8 protein-coding genes are annotated in these 17,008 nt (G+C 51.5%); 4 read left to right on the forward strand and 4 right to left on the reverse strand.

The genetic code is table 11. The annotated features are described in order from the left end of the window. Window positions 1-652 precede the first annotated feature (652 nt). From TH63_RS18480 to TH63_RS18495, 4 genes are all read right to left on the reverse strand, one after another. Window positions 653-1,681, reverse strand: a complete 1,029-nt coding sequence (locus TH63_RS18480; RefSeq protein ID WP_048922257.1) for a PorP/SprF family type IX secretion system membrane protein — start codon at window positions 1,679-1,681, stop codon at window positions 653-655. Between the two features lie 4 nt (window positions 1,682-1,685). Then, on the reverse strand, window positions 1,686-6,128 hold the full coding sequence (locus TH63_RS18485; RefSeq protein WP_048922258.1) for a T9SS C-terminal target domain-containing protein: 4,443 nt from the start codon (window positions 6,126-6,128) through the stop codon (window positions 1,686-1,688). Window positions 6,129-7,004: 876 nt separating this feature from the next. Continuing rightward, on the reverse strand, window positions 7,005-7,733 hold the full coding sequence (locus TH63_RS18490; protein WP_048922259.1) for a LytR/AlgR family response regulator transcription factor: 729 nt from the start codon (window positions 7,731-7,733) through the stop codon (window positions 7,005-7,007). Next, window positions 7,702-8,739 (reverse strand): sensor histidine kinase, encoded by a 1,038-nt coding sequence (locus TH63_RS18495; RefSeq protein WP_048922260.1) that lies wholly within the window; start codon window positions 8,737-8,739, stop codon window positions 7,702-7,704. Before TH63_RS18495 ends, TH63_RS18490 begins: the two co-directional genes overlap by 32 nt. A 332-nt stretch (window positions 8,740-9,071) precedes the next feature. On the opposite strand from TH63_RS18495, the gene TH63_RS18500 reads away from it, so the two are divergent. From TH63_RS18500 to TH63_RS18515, 4 genes are all read left to right on the forward strand, one after another. Beyond that, the gene (locus TH63_RS18500) at window positions 9,072-9,995 is read left to right on the forward strand and encodes an ABC transporter ATP-binding protein (RefSeq protein WP_082161791.1); all 924 of its coding nucleotides are present in this window, start codon (window positions 9,072-9,074) and stop codon (window positions 9,993-9,995) included. After that, window positions 9,992-13,627, forward strand: a complete 3,636-nt coding sequence (locus tag TH63_RS18505; protein WP_048922261.1) for an ABC transporter permease/M1 family aminopeptidase — start codon at window positions 9,992-9,994, stop codon at window positions 13,625-13,627. The genes TH63_RS18500 and TH63_RS18505 overlap by 4 nt, the downstream gene beginning before the upstream one ends. 561 nt (window positions 13,628-14,188) lie before the next feature. Next, the gene (locus TH63_RS18510) at window positions 14,189-15,502 is read left to right on the forward strand and encodes a hypothetical protein (RefSeq protein ID WP_048922262.1); all 1,314 of its coding nucleotides are present in this window, start codon (window positions 14,189-14,191) and stop codon (window positions 15,500-15,502) included. A gap of 20 nt (window positions 15,503-15,522) precedes the next feature. Beyond that, window positions 15,523-16,761: a T9SS type A sorting domain-containing protein gene (locus TH63_RS18515; protein ID WP_048922263.1), complete on the forward strand. Its 1,239-nt coding sequence runs from the start codon at window positions 15,523-15,525 to the stop codon at window positions 16,759-16,761. The last annotated feature ends 247 nt before the right edge of the window (window positions 16,762-17,008 follow it).

A 17,008-nucleotide genomic window follows, 5' to 3' on the forward strand; every position in this document is an offset into this window, starting at 1 on the left:
TTGATATTTGATTTATACATATAATTATAAAAATCTTTGCTTGGGGGGTTCTTTTGAATGTTAAATACTAAAATTCGTTGATTAAAAGAAGCGGCAATGATGGTTATAATTGGATCTGTAAATTGCTTAAGTGCAAATTTAGCTAATCCCACAAATTTATAAAGATAAAACGGAATCCCACAGGAAAATTTATATATGTTATTTTTAATATTTTGAGGAACCAAGGCCCGTTCACCTGGTTAAGAGTGAGTGCTTTAGGTTATTTCTAGCAGGCTTTTATAAAGCGGTTTTCAACTTGCCAGAAGGCATGGGCGGTTTTGCACAGGAAAGGAGAAGGTAGCTCTGGTTATGGACTATGGCCAGAAGGAAAGTTCCTTTGGCCCTGTTTTGGCCAAAACGGCTTATAAACGTAAATGCCCGCCGGACAGGCCCCGGCCAAGGGCATTGCTTTTGAAGGGAAGGAGGGTTGCCGGCGCTTTGCCTTTAACAGGAGTGGTGACAAGCTTACACTGCCCCTTTAATTCGGTATCCGGTTGGCGCAGTCATGGAAAGCTACAAAAAGCGGAAAGTCGTTTTGGGCCTGTTTTTCTGAAAACAGGCCCAAAACGACTTTCCCGTAAAACCAGGGTTTCTTGCTAGCCAGAGACAGGAATTACCACACCCACTCCGGGCAATACACTTTGTTTTTATTGTTCACCTTAATGCCTAGCATCAGTTCATGGGAGCCGGCACTGGTCTCAAATTGGCTGGAGGTGGGCACGTCATAGGAATACCCGAAGTCCAGGATATGGCTCACGTTTACCCCCAACAGAAACACCATGGCGTCTTTATCACGGTATGAGACCCCCAGCCAGATGCGGTCATTGTACATGGTCTTTAAGTTCAGGTCAATAGAACCGGTTCCCGGATTGGATTTCTTGTAGAGCACAGATGGGACAAAGGTGAGGTCATTGACCTTGAAACGGTACCCGCCGGTCACAAAATAATGGGGCACTAGCCTCCCTGACAAGACATGGTCTACCGGGGCTTTGAAATCACTGCTGCTGTTGAGGAGCTGCGTTGCCGAAATGCCCAGGAAGGCATTGGCCGTGTAAAGCCAGGTGCCAATGTTGACATCTGCCTTGGTCATGTTGATGGTCTCCCCAGACAGGGAGGCGTCTGAGGGGTCAATGACCCGGGCCTGGCCCGTGTTGAAGCTGTTCCTGAGAACGCCCCCAGATATACCAGAGGAAAGGTTTAACGTGCTGGTGAGCGGCAGGTGAAAGGCGTACATAAGGTTAACCGTACTGGTCCTCAACAGCCCGGCCTGGTCAAGCTGCACCATGGCGCCTACTCCGTGGTGGGGTTTTACCCGGTGGAATTTGTTGTTTTTATTGACGTTGACCCCCTTTTTGGAGGTCCGTTGGCTAATCTTGCCGCGGCCCTGGGCATTACGGTCTATTTTGCCAATGGAGGCGTGCACGCTGGTGTAAAACGTGGAGGGCGACCCTTCCACCCCCACCCATTGCTTGCGGTAAGAAGACCTGATGTCCATGTAATTCTCTATGCCCGCCACCGCCGGGTTAATGACCAGGCTGTTGGTCATGTACTGACTGAACTGCGGCTTCTGCTGGCCGCTGGCCTGCAGGGAAATCCCCCAGAAAAAGAGCAGGGCAATGCTAGAAAAATATCTTCCGCTCATGGCCTTAATTGATAATGGTGATGCTACCCGAGATGGGTTCTTCATTATTGCCCAGATAGATGACATAGAAGTAGGCAGCTACCGGCAGCGTTTTCCCCTGGTAGGTACCATCCCACTTGGTACTGTACCCTTGCGAGGAGAAGACCTTGGCGCCCCACCTGTTAAACACCTCCACTTTACAGTTGGGGTATTTCTCTATGTTCAGAATTTCCCAATGATCATTAATGCCGTCTTTGTTGAGGGTGAGCACGTTAGGAATGAACACCTGCGGAAGAACGGTCACCGTCACCTCATCCTGTGAATAGCAGCCTTCCGGCGAAGTCACCGTGACGGTATAGGTAATGGTCTCCTGCGGAGTGGCGGTAGGCGCCGCTGTCGTGGCCGAGGACAGACCGGTAGAAGGAACCCATGAGTATTTCACGCCGCCAGTCGCCTCCAGTTTGACAGATCGGCCTTGAATGATAGTGACGTCTGGGCCCGCATTGGCCAGCGGGGGCACCACCTCTACCTTTATGGCGGTCCGTTGAAGGCTAGGGCATCCTTCAGTAGAGAAAGATTGCGCATAGTAGGTGGTGGTTTGCGTGAGCGCGGGCGTCACATAAGAAATACCCGTGGTGAGCAACCTTCCGCCCGTTGGTTGGTCATACCACTCCACAGCCGCACTAGGGTTACTCACGGTCAGGATGGTTTTTTCACCGGGACAGATCCTGAGAGAACCAGAAGCCAGGGTTGGCGGTGCAGGCAAAGGGAAGACGGTAATCTGGACCACATTGCTGGGCTGCACCAGGCAAGGCGGCGCAATGGCGGCTCTCCTGAACCAGGAAGTTTTTTGGAGTCCGCCCGGCTCATAGCTTAAACCAGCGTTGTTGCCCGTAGCCGGAGAAAACGGACCGGCAGGTCCACTAGTGCTCACTTCCCAACGGTAAATCATATTTGGGCCTCCGCCCGAAGGCACAGATCCTTGCAAGGTAGCCACGGGCACCCCGGTGCAGACTTCCTGGTTCTTCTGGATAAGGTTATTGGTGATAGGCGTGATGACCGTGATCTGCACCGGTTTGCTGTTCATGGCCGCGCAGGGCCCGGAGCTCACTGCGCGTCTGAACCAGGTGTCTTTGGTCACCTGCGTAGGGGTATAGTCTCTTGCCTTGTTGGCGCCCGGGGCCGGCTGGTAACTGATGCCGTCTGTGCTGCTTTCCCACAGGAAGGTATAGGCGCCATCACCGCCAGTGGGTATGGAGCCGGTGAGGGGCTGGGCCGCGTCACCCCGGCATAGGGTTTGGCTGGCCGTGATGGTATTGTTGGCAATGGCCGGCACTACCGTGATCTGTACCGTGGGCGAGGTATGGGAACAGCCCGCCGAGAGCACCCTTCTCCTGAACCAGGTAGTCTGGCTGAGGCTGGGCGCCTGGTAGTTTTTGCCTTGGGCGTTGCCGGCGGCCGGAGCAAAACCGGTGGTAGGTCCCAGGGTACTGCTTTCCCAGACATACTCAAAGGTGCCGTCCCCGCCCTGGGGTTGGGAGCCGGTAAGCGGGGCGGGCAGGTTCTCTGCGCAGATAGATTGCGCAATTGAAATCTGGTTGTTAGCCAAGGCCGGCGTGACCGAGATCTTCACCGCTTCGCTCACGTTGGCCTCGCACGGGCCGGCCGTTACCCTTCGCCTGAACCAGGTGGTAGCCGTGATGCCTGTGGGGGAATAGTCGCCACGGGTGTTGTCTCCCTGGGCCGGGGTGAAACCTTGTTTAGGCCCTGTGGTGCTGCTTTCCCAGAGGTACGTGTACCGGCCATCTCCGCCGGTGGGTACAGAACCGGTAAGGGTGGTGGGGGTAGCGCCGCCGCACAGGGCCTGGTCTCCGGAGACAACATTGCTGGCAATGGCTTTATGCACCGTTACCTCTATGGCCGTGCGCGGGCTGGGGCAGCCGTTGTTGTTGAGTACCTGCACATAAAACGTGGTGGAGGCGGTTAAGACCGGAGTGGTGAAAGAATTGGAGGTGCCTAACACATTTCCGCCGGTGGGTTGGTCAAACCATTGGCAGTTGCCGGCGGCGTTGATAGTTAAGACCGCGCTGCTGCCCTCACAGATAATCTGGTTGGCGGAGGAGAGCGCGTCAGGCATTGGGTCTACCTTTATCATGATGGCCTCTGAGGTGTTGATGCAGCCGCCCATGGAAACCAGCCTCCTGAACCAGGTGGTTTTGGTGAGGTTGCCGGGGGCATAGTCTTTGTCCTGGGCCCCGGTTATAAGCGTGAAATCAGGGGCGGTGGCAGAGGTAGTGCTTTGCTCCCAGGTGTATGCGAAGACGGCACCCGGGCTGTTGCTCTCCGGGGTAGAGCCTATCAATTTGGAAGGGGCCATTCCGCCGCAAATAGTCTGGGGGGAACTGATGGTATTGTTGTTAACCGGCGCGGTGATGGTCACCACCTGCGAGGCCACCTCTGAGACGCCGCATTCATTGGTGGCGGTTAGGGTGACGGTATAAGAACCGGCCACCGGGAAAGAGATGACCGGGTATTGTGACGCTTCTGTAGAGGAGCCGGCAAAGGTGGCCCCTCCGGTAACGACCCACTTATATGCCGTGATGGTTCCCATATTTGGGGCATAGGTGGGCCCGTGCGCGGCATTGTTATCCGTGAAGGCCAGCTGTTGGGGGCCGCAATAGGTTTTGGGGCCGGGCAACGTGACGGTGGGCGGCGCTTTAACGGTTATTTTGGTGCTGCTGGTGCTGGTGGCGCACTGGTTGGTGGCTTTGAGGGTGAGCGTATAGAGTCCGCTGAGGGAAAAGCGGAAGACAGGGTCTTTGCTGGTAAGGGAGCCGGAGATAACGGTATAGCCCGTGTCTGGACTGACCACCCAGACATAGGTAAGTGGGTCACCTATGGATTGGTTGGTGGTGGTTACCTCCAGGTTCTTGCATAAGGAAGTGGGGTTCAGGTTGGTGGTGAACTTGGCCACCGGTTTGTCAATGATGGAAAAGTTTTTGGTAATCACCGCCGTGTTGCAGCTGTTGATCACTTTTAAAGTAATGCTGTACGCACCCTTCTCACTGAATTTAATAACCGGGCTCATAGAGGTGAGCGAGCCGCTGGTAAGGGTCCAGCCGGTGGCAGGAGTGATGTCCCATTGGTAAACGGCGTCACTGTTGCAGGTGCTGTTGTTGAACATATTGGCCCCCGTGATGGAGAGGTTGTTCAAGGTGTAGTCTGTGTCCAGGCAGCCAATGGGGGTCTGGGGCTCAATTTCAAACAAGGCCTTAGGGGTAGCGGCAATCCTGATGGAGCTTACCGTTACATTGGTGGTGCCACAGGGATTGCTGGCGCTGGCCGTCAAAGAAAAGGAATTGCTGGGGGTGCCGTTACTGGTGGTGTTGTTGCAAGAGGTCTTTACAAACGTGTGGGTAATGGCGGCGGGCACATCGGCCTGCGTGAATTTATAGGGAGCTGACCCATCATCAAACTGGAAGGTGTAGGTAGTAGAAGGGCTGTTGTTGGCGACGCCGGTAATAGGGAAGGTGTAGGCAATAGGTGCGCAGCCCACGGTATTGCCAGGGTTCCCCACTGAGATACTGGGGTTGCTGCCGTTGAAGACCTGTATCTTCTTGGTGGCGGTGCAGCCGTTAGGCCCGGTAACGGTCACCAGTAAATCAAAGGCGCCTTGGGTGGTGTAGGTATGTTGGGCTTCCTGAAAAGAGGCAGGGAACGTTTCTGTTTTGCCGTCGCCCCATTTAATGGTGTAAGACTGGTTTATGCTTTTGGTGGAAGATTTATTGGAGACCTTGAGCACGTAATTGGCCGCCACCGGCGAGCAGTTAGTGAAAGGAACCGAGAAATTCTGCTCTGCCACCAGGTCTGCCAAAGAGGCATCCAATTGTTGGTTGAGCGAAACCTCCTTGGTGATTTGTCCTGTGCAGCCTCCTTCATTGGTTACTTTTAGGGTGACCTGGTACTTAGCCACCCCGTTTCCGCTAAAGGTATGGGTAGGTTGCTGGCCCGTATTGATATTACTGCTGCCAGAGGCAGGGTCTCCAAACGTCCACTCATAGGTAAGGCCCGGGCCCGAAGGAGCCCCCGTAAACTTGAGACTGTTGCCTGAGCAGTCATTACTGGCAAAAGAGAAGTCGGCTATGGGAGTGGTGCCGGCGGTAATGGTTAACTTTGGGGAGGTTTTCTCCTGGCAAGCAGTACCCTTTACCGTTACCGTGTACTCTCCGGGCGAAGTGACTGTTAACGTCTTGGAGGTCTGACCGGCAATAGCGGCTCCGTCTTTCTGCCATTGGTACGTGGCCCCGGCATTGGTGGTAGTAGCCGTCAGGGTAATGGGCTGTTCTGGGCACAGCGTAGTAGGGCCACCGGCCGTCACAGCTACCTGACAATCCTGGGCATAAACTGGTATGTTTAGCAATAACTGGAGGGTGCACAGGAAGATAAGGATATGGTAGAGTTTTGCCATAGGATTATTTTTAGTGTTTTAAAAATAAACTAATGGGCCAGGCGGGGGGGAGTCTTGCCGTAAAGATAAATGTACAAATTAATCTTGTTCTTATGCAATTAAAAGAGCAATTAATATTGGCGCTAAATGAAATAAAATATTTGAATAGGTAAATACGAAATTGTTAAAATTATATATTTGAATCTAGGCGCTTTCTATTAGATAGTAACTTGAAAAGCTGAAAAATAGTGTTAGAATGTCTCTAAACCCATATTTAATGACCTTCGGAGTGTTGCTCGCGACTAATTAACAAATGGTTATGCCAGTGTTGGTGTGGCGGCAGTGACCGGCTCATAAGTCTTGGTAGAAAGGGTTTTTATGGAAAATGTATTTTGGCGGATATCTCAGGAGGGTAATTCTAGAGAAAAAGGCGTTTACAGGCTATTTTTCTGAAAACGGGCTAAAAGCAGCCGGGGCTTCTTAAAGATACCATTGGAGGGGTTTAGAGAGAATTTCTTTTTATCGCCATCTTACTCAAAGCGGCTAAAACAAGAAGGCCTTGTAGGTATCCTTGCAAAGCCTTTCCTTAATCTGAGGTAGACTGCCTCCATTGTCTGGCTTTCTTCTCCCTGATATAATAACCATTGCCATTCTCTCTGCAATTCCTGCATTATCTGCTAGGATATAAAATAGCCTTCATCGTTCCTAAGCCCATTCGTGCTAGCCTTGCCATAAAGCTGGTTTAGGAAGGAAATGCCGGCAGGGTGATAACAGTTAAAGCAGGGAAAGACACGTTCACGTTCACATTCAAAGTCTGAAATAGGAGACATTGCCTACCGTGAATTAGTGACCTTGCCTTGTATCCATGATTTTCTATTACAAGCACCTGACCACTTTTTACCCCAAGCCTTTTAACTTCTTATAAAAAGCCTCTGCATACGTGTCACTGATGGGAATAAGTTGTGCGCCTATCTGTATCCTGTTTTTCTCAATGTGGTCTATCTTGTCAATAGCGACCATGAAGGACCGGTGCACTCGGGCAAAATCCCGGGCAGGCAAGAGTTCTTCCAGCTTCGCGAAGCTGATGAGCGTCATGATCTTTTCCTGGGCGGTGTGAATGCGCAGATAGTCTTTCATCCCCTCCACAAAAAGGATATCCCTCATGGCTACTTTCTGGATGCGGTGGCCCACCTTCAGGAAGATATACTCCTGCTCATTTTTAGAGTCGGCAGTGGTCTCCTTTGCTTCTGATGAATGTCTGGGGCTTTGTTCCTGGTACAGCCGCAAAACACCTTTGTAGAACCGTTCAAAGGAAAATGGTTTCAAAAGGTAATCCTTCACTTCCAGCTCAAAAGCTTTAAGGGCATGCTGGTCATAGGCAGTGGTGAGGATGATTATGGGCTTGGGGTTCAGCATGGGGATGAAGCTGAGCCCGTCCAGGTCCGGCATGTTGATGTCTAGGAAAAGCAGATCAGGTTTGTCTTTTTCAAGCGGGCCCACTGCCTCTAAAGGGCTCATGAAAATCCCTTTCAGCTCCAGAAAAGAAACCTTGGCGATGTACTCCTCCAGAATCTCCTGGGCCAGAGGCTCGTCATCAATGATATAACACGTCAGCTTCTCTTTCATGCGCCTGTGAGTGGATGCCTTCGATTTTTAGTAAAACGTTAAATGTATTGTCCGAAGCGCCCATCTCCAAGACATGCTTTCCCGGGTACATCAACGCTAGTCTTTTCTGGACATTTGGAAGCCCTATCCCGCCGGGTTCCTCCAAGCCAGTAGCCCGGTTATTCCCAATGGGGTTCTGCACCTTGAAGGTAAGGGTATCTTCCTGTATCTCCACCTTGATTTTTATGTCTCCGGGCTCCAACCTGGCGGGGCTGTGCTTGTAGGCATTCTCCAGGAGATGGATGAACAACAGCGGCGCAATGTGACAAGCTGCTATCTCGCCCTCTACCTGCATATCCACCACGGGGGCGTTTTTATACCGAAGCTGTTGCAAGCCTACATAATCATTCAGGTAGTCAAGTTCTCTGGACAAGGGCACCGTGGGGGCATTGGACTCATAGATCATGTAGCGCATCAGAGAGGCTAAACGCATAACGGCTTCGGGGGCTGCTGGAGCTTGTTTGTACACCAGCGTGTGGATGTTGTTGAGCGTATTGAACAGAAAGTGCGGGTTAATCTGTGACTTCAGGTAATACAACTCTGCCTCTACGGCCTGTTTCTCCAACTGCTCCTTCTTGATGGTGTTAATGACCAGATTCTCGGTAACCCTAGCCAGCCAACTGAGGAAGACAAACATGGGCACACTGGTGACTAGCGTCATGAGATAATGCTCAATAAAAGGGTCCCAGGTATCCAGTTTTCGGTAATGAAAAATCAAAAAAGGAAATGGCCCTGTGAGCATAATGACTGCCAGCTTCCCGAAATATGCTTTTTTCTGGTTCTTGCCCAAGTAGCGCGTCAGGAGAAAAAAATGGCTGTAAAAAACATACAGGCAGGTTAAGAGAAACCCCAACGTCATGGTGCGCCAGTGCTCATTCTCCTGACTGAGCTGTAAGGCCACCAGCAGACCGAACAGAGTCCAGACCCCGATGTGGATGAGCGTGAATAGCTTTTTAACTCGATGCATAGAACAAAGGTATCGATTCTTGCCACTCGCTAATCCCCTTCTCGACCAGCCTCCCCTCCCAATCTACGAAAGGCCAACTAGAGCCTGCAAGCGCGCTCGCGGAAGCAAAGCCGCCGTTCGTCGATTACTTTACAGCGGTAGCATATCGCTTTTTACATTTTGTCCTGGTCATAGTTCCTTTATATGGAAGAGGAGCGGGTAGGTTTAGACATCCCGTTTCTGAAGGCTTTGAAAATTCCGTTTCTGGCCTGTTTTCCAGAAAACAGGTCAAAAACGGAAAGGATTAATAGCCCTGCCTCTGGTAAATTTTCAACTGAGCAATCATTAAGAATATGGAACGTCACCCAATCACCCTGTCCATCCAAAATGTCTCCAAAACCTACGCCAACGGCGTGCAGGCCTTGAGCAATATCAACCTGGACATTCCGCCAGGTATGTACGGCCTGCTGGGCCCCAACGGCGCCGGAAAATCAACCCTCATGCGCACGCTGGCCACATTGCAAGAACCCGATGAAGGCAGCATCCACTTAGGCGACATAGATGTGCTGAACCAAAAGGAGGAAGTGCGCCAGACGCTCGGGTATTTACCTCAGGAGTTCGGGGTGTACCCCAAGGTGAGCGCCGAAGAGATGCTGGATTACTTTGCCGTGCTCAAAGGCATCACCCAGCGCGCCTCGCGCAAGGAAGTTATCGAAGGCCTGCTCAAACAAACCAACCTCTGGGACAAGCGCAAACAAAAGCTTGGAGGATTCTCAGGCGGAATGAAGCAACGGTTTGGGGTGGCGGTGGCGCTCCTAGGCAACCCAAAACTGCTGATTGTAGATGAACCCACGGCCGGCCTAGACCCGGCGGAGCGCGTGCGTTTCCTTAACCTGTTAAGCGAAGTAGGCGAGAACAGCGTGGTGCTCCTGTCTACCCACATCGTGGAAGATGTATCAGAACTCTGCACTAACATGGCCATCATTAACAAAGGGAAGATTCTGCTACAGGCAAACACCCAAGAAGCGGTAACGGCTCTGAAAGACAGAATCTGGCGCCAACTAACAGATAAAAATACCCTGCCGGCCCTGGAGCAGGAACACCAGGTCATTTCGGCCAAACTCCTGAGCGGGCGTACAATGGTCCACCTCTACAGCGAGGAAAACCCAGGCAACGGTTTTGAACTGGTAGAGCCGGACCTGGAAGACGTGTACTTCTCCACCATGACGGGCAATTATGGGCAACCGCAAAAAATGAAGGAGGAGGTACAGCTATGAAGTTCCGGAAGATTTTTCAAATGGAGTTCACCTACGGGTTGCGTAGCATCACTACCTGGCTGTATTTTCTGGTGCAGTTGGTTCTTTCCTTTCTCTGGATGACAGGCAATTACATCCATGACGCGCGGGACGGTTATTTTCTGGCTAATGCGCCCATCGTGATTGGGGCGGTGACAGTGTTGGGCTGTGTGGCGTGGCTATTGATTGGGGCATCAGTAGCGGGTGATGCCGCGGCCCGCGATGTAGAGACCCGCATGTACTCGCTCACCTACACCGCCCCCGCCAGTAAGTTCGACTTTCTGGGAGGCCGGCTCCTGGCCGCTTTGAGTCTCAATTCCATCGTTCTGTTCGGCATTCCGCTGGGCATCCTGATTAGCCTCTATGGTACAGGGGTAGAACCTGAGATTATGGGCCCGTTTAGGCTATCTGCTTACCTGACTACCTTTTTCTATCTCATTCTGCCCAACGCGTTGATTGTGACTGCTATCCAGTTCTCATTTGCAGCGCTCACCCGGCGGCCCATGGCCAGTTACCTGGGCGGGGCCATCCTATTTGTGGCGGCGTTCATTTTGGGGCAGGTATTGCAAGACAAGGGCGAATGGGGGAATTTAATAGACCCCGTTGGTTTCACTCCCATCCAGAGCCAGCTGTCCAATGAATGGAGTCCGCTGGAAAAGAACACACGTCTGCTCGCGCTGGAAGGCACTCTGCTTCTGAACCGCCTCCTTTGGGTAGCCATCGCAGTGGGCATGCTCACGCTAACCTATTTCCGTTTTCGGCTTGTTTTACTGGAAACAGGCCAAAAACGGAAGCAAGCCATCCATCCAGAAACATCGGTGGCAGGCCTGAAATGGAGCTATGGAGGCAGGAAAGCCTTGCCGCAAAACAGAGGGATGTTTAGTTTGGCCACGCATTTGCGCCAGTTGCGCCTTCTCACCTGGAAAGGCTTTTTGCAGATAGGCAAAAGTTTTACGGGGCTTCCACTTTTAGCGGCCCTGGCTCTGTTTGCCTCCTTGGCTTTGGATGGAAACCTGAAGACCAAGGGCGTTCCCCTGCTACCCAAAACCGACCATATCCTAAACCTCCTGACGGCCTCTATCACAGAGATTGATTTTTTCTACCTTGTCATTGCCCTGCTGACTATTTACTACGCAGGGGAGCTGGTATGGCGGGAACGGGAAACAGGCCTGAGCGAGATTACTCACGCCACCCCGGTGCCGGAATGGGTGCTTTTTTTGAGCAAGTTCTTAGCGCTTGGCCTGGTGTTGGTGGGGTGGCTGGTCTTCCTGATGACGGCCGCAATCCTGGCGCAGCTGAGCCGGGGTGGCAGTCCTGAGATAGGGCTGTACCTGCAAGGTTTTTTCGGGTTACAGTTAGTGGACTGTCTCCTGTTTGCCTTGCTGGCGCTCTTTGTGCACGTGCTGGTCAATCAGAAATTCGTGGCGCATTTGGTTGCCCTGCTGGTGTATGGGTTTCTTCTTTTTGCTCCTAACCTGGGAATTGAGCACAAGCTCCTCGTCTATGGCGCCAGCCCGAAATGGTCGTACACCGACATGGTGGGCTATGGCACTTCTCTGGCGCCGTGGCTGTGGTTCAAGTTGTATTGGGTGGCCTGGGCGCTCCTGGTGGCCGTGGCCGCGAAACTGCTCTGGGTCCGGAGCCGCGAAGGAAGCATACGAGCGCGATTCCAGCTGGCCCGCCGCCGCTTTACCCGTTCCACCGCCTTGGTAACCGTTGTTTCTGTTGGTCTTGTTCTTACGCTAGGTAGCTTTATTTTCTATAACACCAACGTGCTAAATGACTACACCGCTTCCGCTGAGGGCATAGCCGAACGGGTGGAATATGAAAAGCGCTACCGGCAGTATAAAGATAGGCCCCAACCGCTCTTGACCAGAACCAAGCTACACGTGGAGATTTATCCCGAGCGCCAGGAGGTAGGCATACGTGGCACCTACTTTCTGGTAAACAATACAAACGTTACCATTGACACTGTCCACTTGGACACTACCCCAGGTGTGCAAACCACCAAGATTGCCTTTGACCGGCCCGCCACCAAGCTGTTAGCCGATGAGAAATTAAAACACCACATCTATGGGTTGCACGCTCCGCTCAAGCCCGGGGACTCATTGCAACTCAGCTTTGCGGTGCACTCTAAAGCCCAAGGCTTTGCCAACAGCGGAGCAGATGCTTCGGTGACAGCCAACAGCTCTAACTTCAGAAACTATGAATGGCTGCCGGCCATTGGCTACCAGGATTACCGCGAGCTGGATGATGCCAGCTCCAGAAAGGAATATGGACTTGCTCCTCGGTCTGTGCCCCCTTCTCTCTATGATGTGAAGGCCCGCCTAGCTGCCCCCTTTGATGAGCGCGTCCATGTGGATGCGGTGGTGGGCACCAAGGGTGACCAAACGGTGGTAGGGCCTGGTGCCTTGCGTCGCACCTGGACCAAAGGCAACCGCAAGTATTTCCATTATGTAACCGATGCCCCCATCAAGAATGAATACAACTTCTTCTCAGCCAGGTACGCGGTGCATGAAAAGCGTTGGAAGGATGTGCTCATTCAAATTTACTATAACCCCGGCCAAACGGAGAACCTGGAGCGAATGGCACGGAGCGTTCAGGCTTCGCTGGAGTATTACACCCAGCAGTTCGGTCCATACCCGCACCGGCAGATTCGGTTTGTGTCGTATCCTGGGTATGATTTCGGGAACCACGCGGCCCCCATCAATATTACCGCCCAAGAGGGATTCTTCATCTTGGACACTAAGAACGACGAACGGGGTTTTGATTTGGTGACGGCGGTGGTGGCCCATGAAGTAGCGCACCAATGGTGGGGCAATCAAGTAGACCCCGCCTTGGTGGAGGGATCAGGATTGCTTTCTGAAAGCCTGGCGTGGTATTCGGCCATGGGGGTTCTGGAGGAACATTACGGGCCAGCGCACCTACATAAACTGCTGAGCTTTTTACGGGAAGAGTATGAAACGCCACGCACCAAGGCGTCAGTTCCTCTGCTCCAGGCCGCCGACTGGTACCACAACTACCGAAAAGGCCCCATGGTGCTGTATGCCTTGAGCCGCTACATGGGCAAAGACCGCGTGAATGCCGCCCTCCAGAGTTTGTTGAAAAAGCATGCGTTAGGCAAGCCACCGTTCCCCACCTCGCTTGACCTCTACCAAGAGCTTAAAGGAGCCACGCCAGACTCGCTCCAGCCGCTGTTGCATGACTTTTTTGAGAAGAATACGTTCTGGGACCTTAAAACAAAACAAGCCACGGCCAAACAGACCAACGCAGGCACCTGGCAAGTGATGCTCAAAGTACAATCGCGCAAGTTCGCAGTGGACAGCATAGGTGTGGAGGCTAAGTTGCCCATCAAAGATTGGGTAGAGATTGGCATTTACGCCAAGGCAAAGGAAGGGGAAGCATTGGGCAAAACACTCTACCTGCAGAAGCATCTCATCACTACCGCAAGCCAGACTATTACAATGACGGTTCCTGCCAAACCCGTCAAGGCCGGCATTGACCCAAACTTCTTACTGGTTGACTGGGAGTTGAAGGATAATCTGATGGAAGTAACCCTGGCAGAAAAGCCAAGCGATACGCCTAAGAAGGATAGTGGAATCAAATTCCATTAGACACAAAAAAGCCCCTTAGGAAAACCTAAGGGGCTACTGGGTAGCGGGAACAGGACTACGGGTTCTTTATCTAGCTTACACCAATCTTAATCAAAACCGTCCTAAAACGGCCTCATTCTATCATTTCACATAGTTAGGGTAAATCAAGTTAAAAGTGATTAAAGCATTTTGGTCACCTGCTTACAAGCATCTGGGAAAAGCAGAAAATAGTCCAGAAAACCTGCTTCCACTTGTAACTGACCTAAAGTCTTTAAGTGTAAGTGCACTCATGTAAAAGTTATATTTAATATTCATTAATATTGCACTAAAAACTATATACCCTTTGAATATGACCATTGTCATTTTTTTTACATCTGAAATGGCCGTAGTATTGCATGGATAGAAACAAACTGTTTCTTAACGGCAGCTGGAAGGGCTGTTATCTCTTACTAAAAACCCCAAATACTGTTCCGTGCTATGAGACTATTTACATGGATTTTGATACTTTGGGCAAGTGGCACGGCCAGTTGGGCCCAGAATGTTGGAATTAACGCGACGGGCGCACTCCCAAATTCAAAAGCCATGCTGGACATCGCCTCTACCACCAGTGGTCTGCTCATTCCGCGAATGACTACGGCCCAGCGTGATGCCATTGAATCCCCGCCCACGGGCTTGCAGATCTTTAACCTTACTTCTAATGCGCTGGAATTCTACCAGAATACCGCCTGGGTTCCGGTATCCTATGTCCGCCCGGAGTCTAACCTGGTGCGTGTCTATTCCTTGGCAGACCTCCCGGCCCCGGGGGCCGGTGGCATTACCCTTGACGCCACTAAAATGTATGTTTTTGCTGGTATCATTGACATCTCGCCTAACTACCTGAACCTGAACGGAGCCAGCCTAAAAGGCACAGACCCTGGCCGGGACGGGGTGTTTTCTACGGTGGCGGGTGGTGTTTTGCGCAGTAACGACGTGAATGTGTTTATTCAGGATTTCGCGGTGGTACCCGGAAGCGGCGCTACCAAAGCCTATGATTTTTCAGATGGCACAGGCACCAAGTTCTGCAACCTGTTTTCGGGGGCGTCTGTGGTGGAAATGGGAATACCAAGTGCAGGGGTAGGCCAGGTAAGCGGGTTCAGGGCCATTACGTTTGTGAAGAACTATTGGAAGGCTAGCGACGGCCTGAAGGTGACCGGGAATGTGGGAAAGTTCGCCGCTTCCCTTAATTACGTTACCGGCGTTACCAATGGCAGCGGCCTTGAGTTTCTGTCTAACCTTACCGTTCAGGACATTGACCTCTCCAACAATTACTTCATGTACACCGGTCAAACAGGCGTGAAGGTAAACAGCGGAGCCTCTATTGATAGGGGCCGCATGAGTACCAACATGTTCAGGGGGGTAGCTAATTTCCTAAGCGGCTTTGATTCCTACACCCCTGAGTGGGAAATGCGCCAGAACACCTTTGTGCCAGACTCCAGGGCCTTCTGCGCGCTGTATATGAATGACAACTCCATATCCACGCCTTTACCCATTGCCAACACCTACTACAAAGTGGCAGGTACCACCATCAACACTAAATCGTTACGGTTTGTGGCGGCAAACAATAGAACCACTTATATAGGAAAGACGGATATTACCGCCCGAGTGAATGTGGTGATAAGTGCCCGCTCCAACGCCAATAGCAGTGAGTTCTCCATTGCCATCGCCAAAAATGGCGTCGTCATTCCTATGCCTTTTGGCTCTATTGCGCCAACCGGCAATAACCAGAGCTTCCAGATGAGCCTGCTCACGGAGGTAGACCTTACCGCTAATGATTACGTGGAGGTATTCATCAAGAGCAATAACGGCAACACCAGCAATTTGGTGATCGCGGAAATGCAGGTTCAGATTTCAGATTGATTGGGCTACCATTTAAAGCGATGCTTCATAAAAGACTTTTCTTCATAACCTGCTTATGCCTGCTTCTCTGCGCGAGCCAGGAAACTTCGGCCCAAGCCCAACTGGTGCTGAACGGTGCTGAAATCCACCTTAGCAACGGGGCCAAGCTGGTTTTGGGCAATGGGGCCCCTGCTGCGCTGGTTCGCCACAGCGGGCATATCATCAGTGAGGGCGAAAACAACGAGATCCATTGGAAGATAGGCACAGAGACCGGCACGTACCTGGTGCCCTGGGGGCTGGGCGATGAAGGATATCTGCCTTTGGCATTCACTAAGAAAGAGCAGGTGTCCTCAGGTACTTTTGTGTTGTCTACCTATGGCACCGGTTGGCAGAATAGCCTCCAACTACCGGATGGGGTAACTAATTTAACCTATGCTGGCCAAGATAACTCAGGCTTTGTCATAGACCGTTTCTGGCAACTTAACACCAAAGATTATCTGCGTTCCCCTTCCCTCCACAATATTTCCTTTGGGTACCTGGACCAGGAGCACACGGTTCCTCAGAATACCATTATAGAGCCCTCGCTGCAGGCGCAGCGTTGGAATGAGGAACTGCTGACTTGGAGCGACTATGTTCCCCAGGGCCAGGTAGATTATGTCTCAAATGCAGTCCTGCTAGACAGTGTCCCTTCTGCGGATACGTATTCCTGGTGGACTTTGGTTGATGCCAGCTTTCCCTTGCCGCTCCATTTCCTGAGTTTTAGCGTAGCTTACCGGCAACAGGCCGTAAAGATTGCCTGGCAGACAGCCGATGAGGTAAACGTTCGGGAATTTGCCATCCAGCGTAGCACAGACCTGCTCCACTATACCACTATCAGTCGGCAGAATGCCAAGGGGGGCAGCGGTGGCCATCTCTACACGGGCACAGACCTGTTTGCTAGCCCTGGGGTTGCCTACTACCGCATTATATCATATGATTTTGATGAAAAAGTCACCTACTCTCCCCTTAAATCTATCACAATACCCAACAATGGCGCTATAAGAATTTTTCCAAATCCTGTAAAGGACCAGAAAATAGACCTGTATACTGCCCAAATTCCCCCGGGAAACTACACCTTAACCGTTTTAGATTCTAACGGGAGGATCTTGCAATCAGAGGTGCGGGCATTCAGCAAAAAAATTGAAACGATATCTCTTGCCCACACTCTGCCCCCGGGCCTATATATTCTGAAAGTTACAGGAGGTGCTTTCCTGCACGTAGGGAAACTCATAATAGAGTAGACGGTTACTTCTAACCATTTCTACCTTGCACGTTAAAAATGCTCTGCTTGCGTTTGCCATGCAGGAAAGAATGACCCCTATATAATGAAGTGACAAAAGCCTTTTACAGCCTATTTTCCGGAAAACAAGTCAAAAACATACATCCTGTTAATTCACTTGCGGTCCTTGGCAATGACAAAAAATGTCATCTTTCCGCTTCAACAGGCACTCAAATGCGGCTTTAAGAAAAGCTGGGACAGTTTGATAA

It is taken from the genome of Rufibacter radiotolerans, from assembly GCF_001078055.1.
GTDB classification, from domain to species: Bacteria; Bacteroidota; Bacteroidia; order Cytophagales; family Hymenobacteraceae; genus Nibribacter; species Nibribacter radiotolerans.